This is a genomic window from Bradyrhizobium sp. CCBAU 21365 (assembly GCF_015291305.1).
Classification (GTDB): Bacteria; Pseudomonadota; Alphaproteobacteria; order Rhizobiales; family Xanthobacteraceae; genus Bradyrhizobium; species Bradyrhizobium elkanii.
Map to the genome: position 1 here is coordinate 57,977 of NZ_CP030036.1, position 15,837 is coordinate 73,813.

The 15,837-nt window shown below is 65.0% G+C and carries 15 protein-coding genes; 9 read left to right on the top strand and 6 right to left on the bottom strand.

The window, feature by feature from the left end:
• Nucleotide 1: 1 nt before the first annotated feature.
• The 5 genes from rpsO (at nucleotide 2) to XI02_RS00280 (ending at nucleotide 4,878) form a co-directional block, all read left to right on the top strand.
• Entirely contained in the window at nucleotides 2-271 is a 270-nt protein-coding gene (gene rpsO / locus XI02_RS00260; protein WP_016844725.1) for a 30S ribosomal protein S15, read from the top strand.
• Between the two features lie 314 nt (nucleotides 272-585).
• Complete coding sequence (gene pnp / locus XI02_RS00265; RefSeq protein ID WP_018269260.1) at nucleotides 586-2,748, top strand: polyribonucleotide nucleotidyltransferase; 2,163 nt, start codon at nucleotides 586-588, stop codon at nucleotides 2,746-2,748.
• A 202-nt stretch (nucleotides 2,749-2,950) separates the two neighbouring features.
• The gene (locus tag XI02_RS00270; protein WP_172646264.1) at nucleotides 2,951-3,685 is read left to right on the top strand and encodes a superoxide dismutase; all 735 of its coding nucleotides are present in this window, start codon (nucleotides 2,951-2,953) and stop codon (nucleotides 3,683-3,685) included.
• Between the two features lie 123 nt (nucleotides 3,686-3,808).
• Nucleotides 3,809-4,285 (top strand): GNAT family N-acetyltransferase, encoded by a 477-nt coding sequence (locus tag XI02_RS00275; RefSeq protein WP_069279003.1) that lies wholly within the window; start codon nucleotides 3,809-3,811, stop codon nucleotides 4,283-4,285.
• Entirely contained in the window at nucleotides 4,282-4,878 is a 597-nt protein-coding gene (locus tag XI02_RS00280; RefSeq protein ID WP_172646263.1) for a glutathione S-transferase family protein, read from the top strand. Before XI02_RS00275 ends, XI02_RS00280 begins: the two co-directional genes overlap by 4 nt.
• 237 nt (nucleotides 4,879-5,115) lie before the next feature.
• Here XI02_RS00280 and fabV read toward each other — a convergent pair whose 3' ends face one another.
• From fabV to fabA, 3 genes are all read right to left on the bottom strand, one after another.
• Nucleotides 5,116-6,288 (bottom strand): enoyl-ACP reductase FabV, encoded by a 1,173-nt coding sequence (fabV, locus tag XI02_RS00285; protein ID WP_172646262.1) that lies wholly within the window; start codon nucleotides 6,286-6,288, stop codon nucleotides 5,116-5,118.
• Nucleotides 6,289-6,366: 78 nt separating this feature from the next.
• The gene (fabB, locus tag XI02_RS00290) at nucleotides 6,367-7,590 is read right to left on the bottom strand and encodes a beta-ketoacyl-ACP synthase I (protein ID WP_172646261.1); all 1,224 of its coding nucleotides are present in this window, start codon (nucleotides 7,588-7,590) and stop codon (nucleotides 6,367-6,369) included.
• Between the two features lie 43 nt (nucleotides 7,591-7,633).
• Nucleotides 7,634-8,155: a 3-hydroxyacyl-[acyl-carrier-protein] dehydratase FabA gene (gene fabA / locus XI02_RS00295; RefSeq protein WP_016844716.1), complete on the bottom strand. Its 522-nt coding sequence runs from the start codon at nucleotides 8,153-8,155 to the stop codon at nucleotides 7,634-7,636.
• Between the two features lie 328 nt (nucleotides 8,156-8,483).
• Between fabA and irrA the strand changes: the two genes are divergently transcribed.
• Nucleotides 8,484-8,975 carry an iron response transcriptional regulator IrrA gene (irrA, locus tag XI02_RS00300; RefSeq protein WP_026192029.1) on the top strand — a complete coding sequence of 164 codons (492 nt, stop codon included), beginning with the start codon at nucleotides 8,484-8,486 and terminating at the stop codon, nucleotides 8,973-8,975.
• Between the two features lie 72 nt (nucleotides 8,976-9,047).
• Here the strand turns inward: irrA and XI02_RS00305 are convergent, their stop codons facing one another.
• The gene (locus XI02_RS00305) at nucleotides 9,048-9,575 is read right to left on the bottom strand and encodes an SH3 domain-containing protein (RefSeq protein ID WP_026192030.1); all 528 of its coding nucleotides are present in this window, start codon (nucleotides 9,573-9,575) and stop codon (nucleotides 9,048-9,050) included.
• A gap of 346 nt (nucleotides 9,576-9,921) precedes the next feature.
• Here XI02_RS00305 and XI02_RS00310 point away from each other — a divergent pair, with 346 nt between their 5' ends.
• Entirely contained in the window at nucleotides 9,922-10,926 is a 1,005-nt protein-coding gene (locus XI02_RS00310; protein WP_137478415.1) for a D-glycerate dehydrogenase, read from the top strand.
• A gap of 381 nt (nucleotides 10,927-11,307) precedes the next feature.
• Here the strand turns inward: XI02_RS00310 and XI02_RS00315 are convergent, their stop codons facing one another.
• Nucleotides 11,308-12,219, bottom strand: coding sequence for a LysR family transcriptional regulator (locus tag XI02_RS00315; RefSeq protein ID WP_172648992.1), 912 nt, complete (start codon nucleotides 12,217-12,219; stop codon nucleotides 11,308-11,310).
• A 121-nt stretch (nucleotides 12,220-12,340) separates the two neighbouring features.
• On the opposite strand from XI02_RS00315, the gene XI02_RS00320 reads away from it, so the two are divergent.
• Nucleotides 12,341-13,348: an aldo/keto reductase gene (locus XI02_RS00320; RefSeq protein WP_172646260.1), complete on the top strand. Its 1,008-nt coding sequence runs from the start codon at nucleotides 12,341-12,343 to the stop codon at nucleotides 13,346-13,348.
• A gap of 9 nt (nucleotides 13,349-13,357) precedes the next feature.
• Here the strand turns inward: XI02_RS00320 and XI02_RS00325 are convergent, their stop codons facing one another.
• Entirely contained in the window at nucleotides 13,358-14,161 is an 804-nt protein-coding gene (locus XI02_RS00325; protein ID WP_172646259.1) for a molybdopterin-synthase adenylyltransferase MoeB, read from the bottom strand.
• 224 nt (nucleotides 14,162-14,385) lie between these two features.
• On the opposite strand from XI02_RS00325, the gene XI02_RS00330 reads away from it, so the two are divergent.
• A complete protein-coding gene (locus tag XI02_RS00330; RefSeq protein ID WP_172646258.1) occupies nucleotides 14,386-15,735 on the top strand; it encodes a serine protease in 1,350 nt (449 codons plus the stop codon).
• Nucleotides 15,736-15,837 lie beyond the last annotated feature (102 nt).

Consider the following 15,837-nt stretch of genomic DNA (forward strand, 5'->3'; position numbering starts at 1 on the left):
GATGTCGATTACCGCAGAGCGCAAAGCGGAAGTCATCAAGACGAATGCCAACAAAGCCGGCGACACCGGCTCGCCCGAGGTTCAGGTCGCGATCCTGTCGGAACGCATCAATAACCTCACCGAGCACTTCAAGAGCCATGTGAAGGACAACCATTCACGCCGCGGCCTCCTGAAGCTCGTGTCGACGCGTCGTTCCCTGCTTGACTACATCAAGCGCAAGGACGAGGCGCGCTACAAGGCGCTGCTCGAAAAGCACAACATCCGTCGTTGATTTGAGAAGCACGCGCGCGAGGGTTCGCGCGCGTTTTCGCATGGTCGTCCGCGAACTCGGACTTTCGAATTGTCGAAAGATGATCATGCGCAGCATGGCAATGGTGCCATGCCAACTAGCGTCCAGCAGCAATCCGGCCGCTGGACCGGGCAAGATGCCCAGATGACCGAAAGGATGGACGCCATCCGAAATCCAGGGACCATGGCAGGATCGCCGGATACTGATCGCAACCGCGCGTCAGTGTCTCGCCGTCTTGGCATGGTCTTTGTGTTTCAGGGCGCCATGCTTTCGTGAAACCATGAAAGAAGACCGAAATGTTCAATACGCATTCCGTCGAGATCGACTGGGGTGGACGTCCCCTCAAACTTGAAACCGGCAAGATCGCCCGCCAGGCCGACGGCGCCGTGCTGGCCACCTACGGCGAGACCGTGGTGCTTGCCACCGTCGTCGCGGCGAAGGCACCGCGCGAAGGCGTCGACTTCCTGCCGCTCACCGTCGACTACCAGGAGAAGACCTACGCCGCGGGCCGCATTCCCGGCGGCTATTTCAAGCGCGAAGGCCGTCCGACCGAGAAGGAGACGCTGGTCTCCCGCCTGATCGACCGCCCGATCCGTCCGCTGTTCGTCGACGGCTGGCGCAACGAGACCCAGGTGATCGTCACCGTGCTCTCGCACGACATGGAGAACGATCCGGACATCGTGTCGCTGGTCGCCGCCTCCGCCGCCCTGACGCTGTCGGGCGCGCCGTTCAAGGGCCCGATCGGCGCCGCGCGCGTCGGCTTCGCCAATGACGAATACGTGCTCAACCCGACGCTGGACGAGATGACCGAGACCCAGCTCGATCTCGTCGTCGCCGGCACCGCCGACGCCGTGCTGATGGTCGAATCGGAAGCCAAGGAGCTCAACGAAGACGTGATGCTCGGCGCGGTCATGTTCGGCCACCGCCACTTCCAGCCCGTCATCAACGCGATCATCGAGCTCGCCGAGAAGGCCGCCAAGGAGCCGCGCGAAGTCACCACGATCGACAATTCGGAGATCGAGAAGGAGATGCTCGGCATCGCCGAGCAGGAGCTCCGCAATGCCTACGCGATCCCGGTCAAGCAGGAACGCTATGCCGCGGTCGGCGCCGTCAAGGAGAAGGTGCTCGCGCACTTCTTCCCGGAAGGCCAGGAGCCGAAATACGACAAGCTCCGCGTCGCCGGCGTGTTCAAGGAACTGGAAGCCAAGATCGTTCGCTGGAACATCCTCGACACCGGAAAGCGCATCGACGGCCGCGACGCCAAGACCGTGCGCAACATCATCGCCGAAGCCGGCGTGCTGCCGCGCGCCCACGGCTCGGCGCTGTTCACCCGCGGTGAAACCCAGGCGATGGTCGTGACCACGCTCGGCACCGGCGAGGACGAGCAGTACATCGATGCACTGTCGGGGACCTACAAGGAAACGTTCCTGCTGCACTACAACTTCCCGCCCTACTCGGTCGGCGAGACCGGTCGCCTCGGCGGCACCAAGCGCCGCGAGATCGGCCACGGCAAGCTCGCCTGGCGCGCGATCCACCCGGTGCTGCCGCCGCACCACGAGTTCCCGTACACGATCCGCGTGGTCTCCGAGATCACCGAGTCGAACGGCTCGTCCTCGATGGCTTCGGTGTGCGGCGCCTCGCTGTCGCTGATGGACGCCGGCGTGCCGCTGAAGCGGCCGACCGCCGGTATCGCCATGGGCCTGATCCTCGAAGGTCAGCGCTTCGCGGTGCTGTCGGACATCCTCGGTGACGAGGATCATCTCGGCGACATGGACTTCAAGGTCGCCGGCACCGACCAGGGCATCACCTCGCTCCAGATGGACATCAAGATCGAGGGCATCACCGAGGAGATCATGAAGGTTGCGCTTGGCCAGGCCAAGGAAGGGCGCATCCACATCCTCGGCGAGATGGCCAAGGCCCTGACCGCGGCGCGCGCCGAGCTCGGCGAATACGCACCGCGCATCGAGACCTTCAAGATCGCCACCGACAAGATCCGCGAAGTGATCGGCACCGGCGGCAAGGTCATCCGCGAGATCGTCGAGAAGACCGGCGCCAAGGTCAACATCGAGGACGACGGCACCGTGAAGGTCGCATCCAACGACGGCGAGGCGATGAAGGCTGCGATCAAGTGGATCAAGTCGATCGCCTCCGATCCGGAGGTCGGCCAGATCTACGAGGGCACCGTCGTCAAGGTGATGGAGTTCGGCGCGTTCGTGAACTTCTTCGGCGCCAAGGACGGCCTCGTTCACATCAGCCAGCTCGCGGCCAACCGCGTGCAGAAGACCTCCGACGTCGTCAAGGAAGGCGACAAGGTCAAGGTCAAGCTGCTCGGCTTCGACGATCGCGGCAAGACCCGCCTGTCGATGAAAGCCGTCGACCAGACCACCGGCGAGGACCTCGAAGCCAAGCAGAAGACCGAGGCGCCGGCTGCAGCGCCGCGCGAAGCTGCCGGCGAGTAAGCCCAGGCCAATCGAGTTGCAAATCGACTGTTACGAAAGGGCGGCCCTGTGGCCGCCCTTTTTGGTTTGTCGAGATGGGGCGCAAATCAATCTCCGCTGATCGGCATGCGCGGTTTTGACCCGGCATTGTGACCGGATTCGCTGGAACCCGTTCACAACTCGGGCCTAACATCAGGAAGCTTTCCCAGCACGGAGAACCACGATGTCCTCGATGTCCCGACGCCATTTGATCATCGCAGCAGGCGGCATCGCCGCGGCCGCCGCCACATCGCGCGCAGCGTTCGCGCAGGCCACGGCGCAGGCCCCAGCCGGACCGTTCAAGATCGATCCGCTGACCTATCCCACCAATGCGCTGGAGCCGCATATCGACGCCAAGACGATGGAAATCCATCACGACCGGCATCATCAGGCCTATGTCACCAACCTCAACAATTTCGCCAAGGACAATCCGCAGATCGCCGAGAAGCCGGTCGTCGAGGTGCTCGCCAATCTCGGCAGCGTGCCGGAGGCGATCCGTACCGGCGTGCGCAACAACATGGGCGGCCATGCCAACCACACCATGTTCTGGCAGATCATGGGACCGAACGGCGGCAAGGCGGACGGCGAGGTGCTCGCCGCGATCGATCGCGACCTCGGCGGCATGGAAAAATTCCAGACCGATTTCAACGCCGCCGGCGGGCGCGTGTTCGGCTCCGGCTGGGTGTTCGTCACCGTCACCAAGGACGGCAAGCTCGCGATCGAGACGCGGCCGAACCAGGACAATCCAATCATGGACGGCAAGCGCGCGCTGCTCGGCAACGACGTCTGGGAGCACGCTTATTACCTGACCTACCAGAACCGCCGGCCCGATTATCTGAAGGCGTGGTGGAATACGGTGAACTGGAAGGCCGTGGCCGAGCGCTATGCGGCGGCGAAGGCCGGGACGCTCGGCGTGTGAGCCGCCGGCCTCGCCGGTCGCAAACAACTGCGCTAGAGTTGAAAGCTCCGCGAGGCGAGCGCGGGCTTTCACCTTTATACGCCCACAGCGTCACGCCGCCGGCGTCGAACGCGATAGGGAATAATGACGCTGCCGACCATCCGCCCCGCACGCTCCGACGAACATGACGCGATCGCGCGCGCCTGGATGGCGAGCTGGGTTTCGACCGGGCTCTCGCAAGCCAGCGACAGTTTGTTGAACGACCTGCGCGCCCGCCTGCCGCGCGAGATCGCGGGTGGCTGGACCCTGTTCGTGGCCGATGATCGCGGCAGCATCGCCGCCATGCTGGCGCTGCACCTGCCGAGCTTGCTGCTCGATCAGCTGATGGTGGTCCCCGCCTATCAGGGCATGAGCCTCGGACGTCAGCTGCTTGGCTTCACGCGCCGGCAGATGCCCGACGAGATCTGGCTGAAATGCGTCCGCGAGAACGAGAAGGCCTGGCGGTGGTACGAGCGCGAAGGCTTTGTGTTCGAGAAGGAAGCGCCCAATCCGGTCACCGGCTTCATGATGAAGCACTATCGGTGGACAAGAACAAACCGCACATCGGAGACTAAGCCATGATCAAGCTGTACTGGTCGCCGCGCTCGCGCTCGTTCTCCGCCATCTGGCTGCTGGAGGAATCCGGTCTGCCATACGAACGGGTGCTGACCGACATCAGCACCGGCGCGCAGAAATCGCCGGATTTTCTCAAGATCAACCCGATGGGCAAGGTGCCGGCGTTGACCGACGGCGACGCGCAGCTCGCCGAGGCCGCCGCGATCTGCGCCTATATCGCCGACCGCTATCCCGAGACCAAACTCGCACCGGCAGCGACGGACCCGAAGCGGGCGCGCTATCTGCAGTGGCTGTTCTTCTCGCCGAGCTGCATCGAGCCGGCGCTGATCCAGCTCTTCACCAAGCTCGAGGTGCCGACCAGCACCGCAGCATGGGGCAGCGCCGCGCAGGTGTTCGACGTGCTCGACGCCGAGCTGCAGAAGGGGCCGTGGATCCTCGGCGATCAGTTCTCCGTCGCCGACATCGCGATCGGCGCGGGACTGAACTTTGCGGTGCGCGTCTTCAAGATGGTGCCGCCGCGGCCGTCGTTCGAGGCCTATATCGGCCGCTGCGTGGCCCGGCCCGCATTCCAGCGCGCGGAGAAGATCGCGGCGGGGTGAAGTGCGCGACCCGTTGGCTCCATCCGGGCTACGAAGTAACCAATCTCGAAAGACCTAGCTCGGAACTCCGACCTCCCCTTGAAAAGGGGAGGTCGCTTTGCTCGCCAGAGCAAAGCGGTGGGGATCAACTCTCTCCGCTTGCAGCATCGCCTGCGGCTGACCCCCATCCCGACCTTCCCCCTTTCGGGGGGAAGGAGAAGACCGGTCTGTAACCGCTCGCGCGGTTTTCCGAACGGCCTAACCCGGCACGACGCGGGGATCGACGTCCTGCGTGTAGTCGACGCCGTCGATGCCGAAGCCGAACAGGCGGAGGAACTGGCTCTTGTACTCGCCGAGATCGGCCAGTTCGCCGAGCGTCTCGGTGGTGAGCAGCGGCCAGCGCCGCGACACTTCCGTCTGCACTTCGGGCGAAAGCTCCCAGTCGTCGACCCTGACGCGCTGCGCGTCATCGAGCGCGACGCCCTTACCGAGCTTCGTCCGGAACAGGCGGTCGATCTGCTCGATGCAGCCTTCATGGAGGCCGAGCTGCTTCATGACCTTGAACAGCACCGTGCCATAGAGCGGCACCACCGGTATCGCCGAGCTCGCCTGGGTGACCACGGCCTTGAGCGCGACGACGCGCGCGGCGTCCGCGCCGAGCCGGCCCCGGATCGCTTCCGCCTTGCTGTCGAGATCGACCTTGGCGCGGCCGAGCGTGCCGTTCCAATAGATCGGCCAGGTCAGTTCGCTGCCGATATAGGTGTAGTTGAGCGTCCGGAAGCCCGGCGCCAGCACGCCGGCATCCGCCAGCTGGTCGATCCAGCGCTTCCAGTCGTCGCCGCCCATCACCGCGACGGTGGCCGCTGTTTGCTCCTCGCTCGCCGGCTCGAGCGTCGTCTGGAACACCTCGCCGGTCTCGGTGTCGAGCGTCTTGATCTCGACCGGGGCGCCGAGCGGCTTGATCACCGAACGATAGGTCTTGCCGGTGTCGGGATCGGTCCGGACCGGAGCCGCCATGCTGTAGACCAGCAGGTCGAGCTGTCCGAATTTCTCGCGCACGCGCTCGATGAAGTTTTTCTTCATCTCGTCGGAGAAGGCATCACCCTCGAGCGTGAGCGGCGAGCGCCCGATCTTCTCGGCCTCGATCTCGAAGGCGCGGTTGTTGTACCAGCCGGCGCTGGCGCTTTTCTTTTCCGACGGCTCGCGCTCCAGCGACACGCCGATGGTGTCGGCGCCGCCGGCGAAGGTCGCGACGATGCGGCTCGCGAGGCCATACCCCGTCGAACAGCCGAGCACGGCAACGCGCTTCGGGCAGTCGGCGACCGGGCCCTGCTTCAGAACATAGGCGATCTGTTCGCGGACATTCGTGGCGCAGCCGACGGGATGTGCCGTCGTGCAGATGAAGCCTCGCACGCGCGGTTCAATAATCATTCCCACCCCATTCCGGATCGTTGCAATGTTCCCATTCGCTGCCTGCGGACCTCCCTCAGCAAGCGAGGAGGGGCGAAATCACGCGTCAAGCCGCCTGAACACCAGCGTGGCATTGGTGCCGCCGAAGCCGAACGAGTTCGACAGCACGGTGTTGAGCTTGGCGTTGTCAATGCGCTTGCGCACGATCGGCATGTCGGCAAACACCGGATCGAGTTCGGTGATATGCGCGCTCTCGCAGATGAAGCCGTTGTTCAGCATCAGCAGCGAATAGATCGCTTCCTGCACGCCGGTGGCGCCGAGCGAATGGCCGGTCAGCGCCTTGGTCGCCGAGATCGGCGGGCATTTGTCGCCGGTACCGAACACCTTGCGGATCGCCTCGATCTCCGGCGGGTCGCCGGCGGGCGTCGACGTGGCATGCGGATTGATGTAATCGACCGGCGTGTTCACCGTCGACATCGCCATGCGCATGCAGCGCTCGGCGCCCTCGCCCGACGGCGCCACCATGTCGTAGCCGTCGGAGGTCGCGCCGTAGCCGACGACCTCGGCATAGATCCTGGCGCCGCGCGCCTTGGCGTGCTCGAGCTCTTCCAGCACCACGACACCAGCGCCGCCGGCGATCACGAAGCCGTCGCGGTTGAGGTCGTAGGGACGCGAGGCGGTGGCCGGCGTGTCGTTGTATTTCGAGGACATCGCGCCCATGGCGTCGAACAGCACCGACAGCGTCCAGTCGAGTTCCTCGCAGCCGCCGGCGAAGATGACATCCTGCTTGCCGATCTGGATCGTCTCATAGGCGTTGCCGATGCAGTGGTTCGACGTCGCGCAGGCCGACGAGATCGAATAGTTCACGCCCTTGATCTTGAACCAGGTCGCGAGCGTCGCCGACGCGGTCGAGGACATGCCCTTCGGCACCGCGAACGGACCGACGCGCTTCGGGCCCTTGGCGCGCGCGATGTCGGCGGCCTCCACCAGCGTGCGCGTCGACGGTCCACCGGATCCCATGATGATGCCGGTGCGGATGTTGGAGACTTCGCTCTCCTCGAGGCCGGAGTCGCGGATCGCCTGTTCCATCGCAACGTGATTCCACGCCGCACCTTCGGCAAGGAACCGCATCGCGCGGCGATCGATCACCTCGGCGGGATTGAGTGTCGGCGCACCGTGCACCTGCGAGCGGAAGCCAAGTTCGGCAGCCTTCTCCGCGCGCGAAATGCCCGACTTCGCCTCGTAGAGGCTCGCAAGCACTTCCTGGGTGTTGTTACCGATGGACGAGACAATACCCATCCCCGTGATGACAACCCGCCTCATGTTCGCCTCGCCCTGCCTTTATGTTGCCGCATGATGATCCTGCTCAAGATGGCGCCGTGCCCTGCTTGAACAACCCGACCTTCAAGTCCTTGGCGCGATAGATAATCTCGTCGTCCATGGAAAGCCACCCGTCGGCAATTCCAAGCACGAGCTTTGACCGCATCACGCGCTTGATATCGATGTTGTACACAACCTTGCGCGCGTGCGGCAGCACCTGTCCGGAGAACTTCAGTTCGCCGAGGCCGAGCGCGCGGCCACGACCTTCGCCACCGATCCAACCAAGGTAAAAGCCGACCATTTGCCACATGGCATCGAGGCCGAGGCAGCCCGGCATCACCGGATCGTTCTTGAAATGACAGCCGAAGAACCAGAGATCCGGTTTCACCTCGAGCTCGGCGCGCACCAGTCCCTTGCCGAACTCGCCGCCATTCTCCGAAATCTCGCTGATGCGATCGAACATGAGCATCGGCGGCAGCGGCAACTGGGCGTTGCCGGGACCGAAAAGCTCGCCCCGCCCGCAAGCCAGCAAATCCTCGTATTCGTAACCGCCGCGCCGATCCAGCATCCTCTTTCCACCTCTGATGTCCCGATGAAGCGCTTTGCTTGGTCGGACCTTGATCTACCCACGGGAACCGGAATAACCCGTCCCGCATCTTGGCGCTACCTGGGTACGCTACGGCCTGTTATCTCTGCCGAAAGCGCATATGTGGTCCGCGCGCTCTCTAACATACGGCTAACTGGGCGGCAAAGCGGCATTCCGATGATAAATGACCGCTTCTCCTTAGGTTTCTACCGCAGCTTGGATTCGTTCTAGTTGCGAAAAACTTGCATCTGATAGGCATCCTTTTTATATTTATGAGGAATATTGCCTGAGTTGGGTGCATAGAGTGGATATGAACGAGGAAGTACCGGCTGTGAACGATGATGCCGTGCACCCGGCTGCCCGGGGCGCTGGGCACCACCCTGCCCTGACCGGCTGTCCGTGGCATGACGTCAACGAAATGTTGCAGTCTGCCGGTCTGCGGCCGACCCGCCAGCGCATGGCGCTGGGCTGGCTGCTGTTCGGCAAGGGTGCCCGCCACCTGACCGCTGAAATGCTGTACGAGGAAGCCACGCTGGCCAAGGTTCCGGTGTCGCTGGCGACCGTCTACAATACCCTGAACCAGCTGACCGATGCCGGCCTGCTGCGCCAGGTCAGCGTCGACGGCACGAAAACCTATTTCGATACCAACGTGTCGACGCACCACCACTTCTATCTCGAGCACAACCACGAGCTGGTCGACATTCCCGACCCGAACCTCGTGCTGTCGAAGATGCCCGACGTGCCCGAAGGGTACGAGATCTCCCGCGTCGACATGGTCGTGCGGCTGCGCAAGAAGCGCTGAACGGTCTTACCGTCGAAATGAGTTGTGATGGCCGGGCTCGTCCCGGCCATTTTCATTTGGGGACCGGGAAGCTCAGTCCACCTTCTCGTCGGCGTAGACGCCCCAGAGGCGCTGCTGCTCGATCCAGCCGTCGAACCCGCTGCCGGTGACCCGGCACCAGTTATTGGCGCATTTCTTCACCTGCGCGACGACGCCGGCCTGCAGGCGCGCCGCGACGGCGCTGGTGGCGTCGGGGCGATCGTACAGCGAGGCCAGATCGTCCTTGTTCTTCATCGTGACGACGGCGGTGCGGCGGCCGGACAGCAGGGAATGATAGACCCAGCCTTCGGCGCCCTCGGAATCGCGCACCCGGCGCCAGTTCTCGAACTCGGCGGTGATTTCGACCGGCAGCCCCGACCGCGTGTAGACCCAGGCGACGTCATTGTCCTTGGTCGGGCCGGCCCGGACGTTCACATGATCCGACTTCAGGCTGACATAGCGCGGGATCGGCAGGCCACTGGTGGTGGGGCTCAAATCCTTGGCGGAATGTCCGGGCATGACCGACGCACTCAGCATGCTTCCGACCAGCGCCACCAATGAACTGAAACGCCAGAACGCCACCATCAACTCGTCTCCTGCCGAGATGCCCAACCCGCATCCGGCGCACCGCAACCCAAACCACGCCCGAAGGCCCCTGCGCCGGCGTCCGTTCGCCCCGCACCGCAAGTCCGGGGGGTTCTTGTCTTGGCCCGGCCTTCTGCTAGAGAGGACGGAACGCCTGAGAGCCAGAACACCCGAATTTCCCGTCGTTTCGCCTTGGCGAAAAGCCGGGGCAAGTCTCGGGGAACCCTAGGAAACGCGAAGGAAACGCCGGGACAGCGCGGCTATCAGCAGTGTCGAACAACCGGGTTAATGAGGCCTGAACGGTTTGTTTTTTGGCACGCCGCGCGCCCCATGAAAGCAGGACATGTCGGTGAAGAAAAAGCCTCTCGTCGTCGTCACCCGCAAGCTGCCGGACTCGATCGAGACCCGGATGCGCGAGCTGTTCGACGCCAGATTGAATCTCGACGACACGCCGATGACGCCGGAGCAGATCGCCGAGGCGGCGAGGACCGCCGACGTGCTGGTGCCGACCGTGACCGACATGATCCGCGAGGACGTGATCAATCAGCCCGACTGCAAGCTGAAGATGATCGCCAATTTCGGTAATGGCGTCGACAATATCGACGTGGCCGCAGCGCATGCCCGCGGCATCACCGTGACCAACACGCCGAAGGTGCTGACCGAGGACACTGCCGACATGACCATGGCGCTGATCCTCGCGGTGCCGCGGCGCCTGATCGAGGGCGCCTCGATCCTGACCGAAGGCAAGCAGCACTGGGCGGGCTGGTCGCCGACCTGGATGCTCGGCCACCGCATCGGCGGCAAGCGGCTCGGCATCGTCGGCATGGGCCGCATCGGCCAGGCCGTGGCGCGCCGTGCCCGCGCCTTCGGCCTGCAGATCCACTATCACAACCGCCGCCCGGTGGCGCCCATGATCGCCGAAGAGCTCGGGGCGACCTATTGGGAAAGCCTCGACCAGATGCTGGCGCGGATGGACATCATCTCGGTGAACTGCCCGCACACGCCTGCGACCTATCATCTGCTTTCGGCGCGGCGGCTCAAGCTGATCCGCAAAGAGGCCTATGTCGTCAACACCGCGCGCGGCGAGGTGATCGACGAGGACACGCTGATCAAGCTGATCGAGGCCGGCGATATCGGCGGCGCAGCCCTCGACGTCTATGAGCACGAGCCCGCGGTGAACCCGAAGCTGGTGCGGCTCGCCAGGGCCGGCAAGGTGACGCTGCTGCCGCATATGGGTTCGGCCACCATCGAAGGCCGCGTCGAGATGGGCGAGAAGGTGATCATCAACATCCGAACCTTCCTCGACGCCCACAAGCCGCCGGATCGCGTGCTGCCGAGCATGCTGTGAATGCTCGTAGCCGGGATGGAGCGCAGCGAAATCCGGGGCCTGTATCCGCGGACGGACCGCCCCGGATTGCGGTTCGCTCCATCCGGGCTACGGGACGTGGGTAGTCATATGCGATAGCCCCGCCGTCGTAGGGGCGAGCTGCCAAAATATCGAAAACAACCCCATGCAAAGGAGCCGGTGCGGCCGGCGCTCGACCAGGCAACTTGCTCGAGCTACGGGGCTCTGAGACCAACATTCGATGTCGTCCCGGCGAAGGCCGGGACCCATAACCACAAATCCTTATTTGTGCGCGATGACGGAACGACGAATCCCTTCGACAACAACCGCCGCGGCGTATGGGTCCCGACCTTCGCCGGGACGACGATGTGGTGACGACCCGTCCTATTTCTTCCGCCGTGCCTGCTTGCGCCAGTCGGCGACGAACGACACGAACGCGGCCAGCGCGGGCGGCGGCTGGCGCCGGCTCGGATAATAGAGGAACGGTCCGTCGAACGGCGGGCACCAGTCGTCGAGCACGCTGACCAGCGCGCCGGATTTGACGCCGTAGCGGACATAGCCCTCGAACGTCGCCCAGTAGCCGACGCCGTCATGGACTGCACGCAGCGCAAGGCCGAGATGGGTCGCGGTCAGCTTGGCCGGCGGCGAAATCTTCACCACGCGGCCGTTCTTCTCGAACTCCCAATCGAACATCACGCCGTTGCTGAAGCGGCTGCGGATGCAGGGGTGCGCCAGCAGATCCTTCGGATGCATCGGCCGGCCGTGCTTTGCGACATACGCGCTGGACGCCACGATCGCGTAACGTTGCGGCGCGCCGAGCGGGACCGCGACCATGTCCTGCGCCAGGTGCTCGCCGTAACGCACGCCGGCGTCAAAGCCCTGCGCGACGACGTCGACGAACGCACTCTCCGCGACGACGTCGAGCTCGACCCGCGGATATCTGGCGAGGAACGGCGCGATCATCGGCGCCAGCACGAGATCGACCGCGGGCGGCGGCGCGTTGATGCGCAACCGCCCCGACGGCTCGGCGCGCAGGCCGCGCACCTCGGTGATCGCATCGGCGACGTTGACCATGGCCGGCGCGACGCGGGCGAGCAGCAGTTCGCCGGCTTCCGTCAGCGCGACGCTGCGGGTGGTGCGGTTCATCAGGCGGACGCCGAGCCGCTCTTCCATGTCGCGCAGGCGCTGGCTGAGGCTGGAGACCGAGACGCGCTGCTCGAGCGCCGCACGCCGGAAATTGCGCGTGCGCGCCACCGCCACGAAGGCGTCGAGGTCGCGAAGGTCGAAATCCTGCATTGTTCGATATAGTGAACAAGCCATTCGCGATTGTCCAGCTTATCGGCGAAAGCTGGCCGGCCCATATCACCTCGGCATTTGGCGACGGATTTTCCGCCGCAAACGTTCGAGGAACATCCACATGGACACACGCAAACTCGGCTCAACCGGGCCCACCGTCTCGGCCCTCGGCCTCGGCTGCATGGGCATGTCCGAGGTCTATGGCCCGGCCGATCGCGGCGAGAGCATCGCCACGGTGCACGCGGCGCTCGATGCCGGCATCACGCTGCTGGATACCGGCGACTTCTACGCCATGGGCCACAACGAGATGCTGGTGCGCGAAGCCCTGAAGAACGTCGCGCGCGACCGGCTGCAGATCAGCGTCAAGTTCGGCGCGCTGCGCGGCCCCGCGGGTGAATTCGCCGGAATGGACACCCGGCCGGCCGCGACGAAGAATTTCCTCGCCTATTCGTTGCAACGTCTCGGCACCGACTACATCGACATCTACCGCCCGGCACGTCTCGATCCCAACGTTCCGATCGAGGAGACGATCGGCGGCCTCGCCGATCTGGTGAAGTCCGGCTACATCAGACATATCGGCCTGTCCGAGGTCGGCTCCGGCACCATCCGCCGCGCGCATGCCGTGCATCCGATCGTCGATCTCCAGATCGAGTACTCGCTGATCGAGCGTGGCATCGAGCGCGACATCCTGGCGACCTGCCGCGAGCTCGGCATCGGCATCACGGCCTACGGCGTGCTGGCGCGCGGACTGATCAGCGGCCACTGGTCGAAGGAGTCCGGCACGGTCGGCAGGGACTACCGGCTGATGACGCCGCGCTTCCAGGGCGCGAACCTCGATGCCAATCTGGCGCTGGTGGAGCAGTTGCGCGCCATTGCCGCCGAGATCGGAGCAACGCCGGCGCAGGTCGCAATCGCCTGGGTCGCGGCGCAGGGCAAGGAGATCGTGCCGCTGGTCGGCGCCCGCACCCGCAATCGTCTCACCGAAGCGCTCGGCGCGACCAGGCTGACGCTGACGCAAGCTCATCTCGCGGCACTGGCGAAAGCCTTCCCGCGGGATATCGCGGCCGGCACGCGCTATGCGGCCGAGCAGATGGCGCATCTCGACAGCGAGAAGCCGGCCACCAGGTAACGGCAGCACTCAGGTGCGATGGGCGCCAAGGTCAGTAATGACAGGCCCATCGCCATTGAGCGGGTTCTGCGGATCGCGCGCGTAACGCAGGGTTTCGAACCGCATCGCGCGCGCATCCACCATCAGGAGGCGACCGACCAGGCCCTCGCCGAAGCCGACGATCTCGCGGATCGCCTCCAGCGCCATCATCGATCCCAGCACGCCGGCGAGTGCGCCCATCACGCCGGCCTCGGCGCAGGCCGGCACCGTGCCCGGCGGCGGCGCCTCCGGAAACAGGCAGCGATAGGTCGGGTTGAACACGCCGTCCGCATTCTTCTCGTGCGCGCGGATCGTGGTCAGCGAACCGTCGAACTGGCCCAGCGCCGCCGTGATCAGCGGCCGCTTCGCGAGGAAGCAGGCATCGGCGACGAGATAGCGGGTCTCGAAATTGTCGGAGCCGTCGAGCACGAGATCGTAACGCGCGATCAGCGCCATCGCATTGTCGGCGGTGAGCCGCATCGGATGCGCCTCGAACGTCACATGCGGATTGAGCGCATGGATCTGCGCCGCCGCGCTGTCGACCTTGCGCTTGCCGATATCAGACGTCGCATGGATGATCTGGCGCTGCAAATTGGAGAGCGAGACGATATCGTCATCGATCACGCCGAGCCGGCCGACACCTGCGGCCGCCAGATACATCAGAACCGGCGCGCCGAGGCCGCCGGCGCCGATCACCAGCACCGAGGCTTTTTTCAGCGCATTCTGGCCGGGGCCGCCCACCTCGCGCAGCACGATGTGGCGGGCATAGCGTTCAAGTTCGTCGGCACTCAGCATTGTCTCATCTATCCTACCCGTGACCCTCATGGTGAGGAGCGCGGCACGCGCGTCTCGAACCATGAGGCCCGGTCGGTGGCCTCATCCTTCGAGACGCGGCTGACGCCGCTCCTCAGGACGAGGGTTGACGCGCTCCCTGAACCGGAGCGCGGTTGTTGCCGACCAAGCAGATGTGCTTAATTGCCTGGACGTCAATGGTGTCGGTCATTTCCCCCGGATTTGTCATGAGATCGGTGCTTTCGGCAACATTGATGGCCGCTTCCATGAGCATGGCGCAGGCCCAGATGACGCCGCCGTCGACGGCCGGGACCAGGCCGAAGACCGTGGCGACGGTGCCGATACGCCCCGCTTTGCAGAAGCCGGAGGATACCGCTGGCGCGATGGCGCAGGCCGAACGGCTGGCGCTGCAATCCGACCTCGCCTGGGTCGGCGAATATAACGGCGCGATATCGGGCGACGTCAGCGAGCGCATGGTCAATGCGATCAAGGAATTCCAGAAGAAGCGCGGCGGCAAGCCGACCGGCGTGCTGAACCCGCAGGAGCGCGGCGTGCTCGCCGACGCGGCGCGGCGGAAGCAGGAAGGTGTCGGCTGGCGGATCGTCACCGAGCCGGCCACCGGGGCGCGGCTCGGCATTCCGACCAAGCTGGTGCCGCAGCTCACCAGCGATGCCGCCGGCGCCAAATGGACCTCGCCGACCGGCACCGTCCAGGTGCTGCTGGCCCGCCGCAAGGAAGCCAGCCCGACCACCGCAAAGCTTGCCGAGCAGGAAAAGAAGGAGCCGGCCGGGCGCACCATCGACTACACCGTGGTGAAGCCGGATTTCTTCGTGCTGTCGGGCATGCAGGGGCTGAAGAAGTTCTATCTGCGCGGCACCTTGAAGGGCGACGAGGTCCGCATCCTCACCATCCTCTATGACCAGGCGATGCAAACCACCATCGAGCCGGTGGTGATCGCGATGTCGAGTGCCTTCAATGCATTTCCGTCCGCCGTGCAGGCCGGTCCGCCACCGCGCAAGACCGTCGAGTATGCCACCGGCGTCGTGGTCAGCGACGACGGCGCCATCGTGACCGACCGCGTGGCGACCGACGACTGCATCGCGCTGACGATTCCGGGCTACGGCAATGCCGACCGGGTCGCGGCGGACAAGGAGCATGATCTCGCGCTGCTGCGCATCTACGGCGCGCGCGGGCTTAAGCCGCTCAACATCGCAGGCCAGGCGACGCAGACCGCGCTCGACATCACCGGGATCGCCGATCCGCAGAACCAGGGCGGCGGCGCGGCCGCGAGCAGCGTGAAGGCTTCGGTCGCACAGATCGGCGGCGGCGATCAGGCGCTGTCACCGGCGCCGGCGCTCGGGTTCTCCGGCGCAGCGGCGCTCGATAGTGGCGGCAGATTTGCCGGCATCGCAGTGCTGAAGCCCGTCATCGTTGCTGGCCCCGCAAACGCGGCGCAGGCGGCGCTGGTGCCGGCCGACACGGTGCGCAGCTTCCTGAAGGCGCATGGCGTCACCGTGTCGGGCGACTCGGCGGACGCCAAGGCCGCCGTGGTCCGCGTGATCTGCGTCAGGAAGTAGAGTCACCTCGCCCCGCTTGCGCGGTGATCCCGCAGAGCAGACCGGGTTCTGTCCATCTCGTCGTCCCGGCGTAGGCCGGGACGACGAGATGGACAGGCTCTG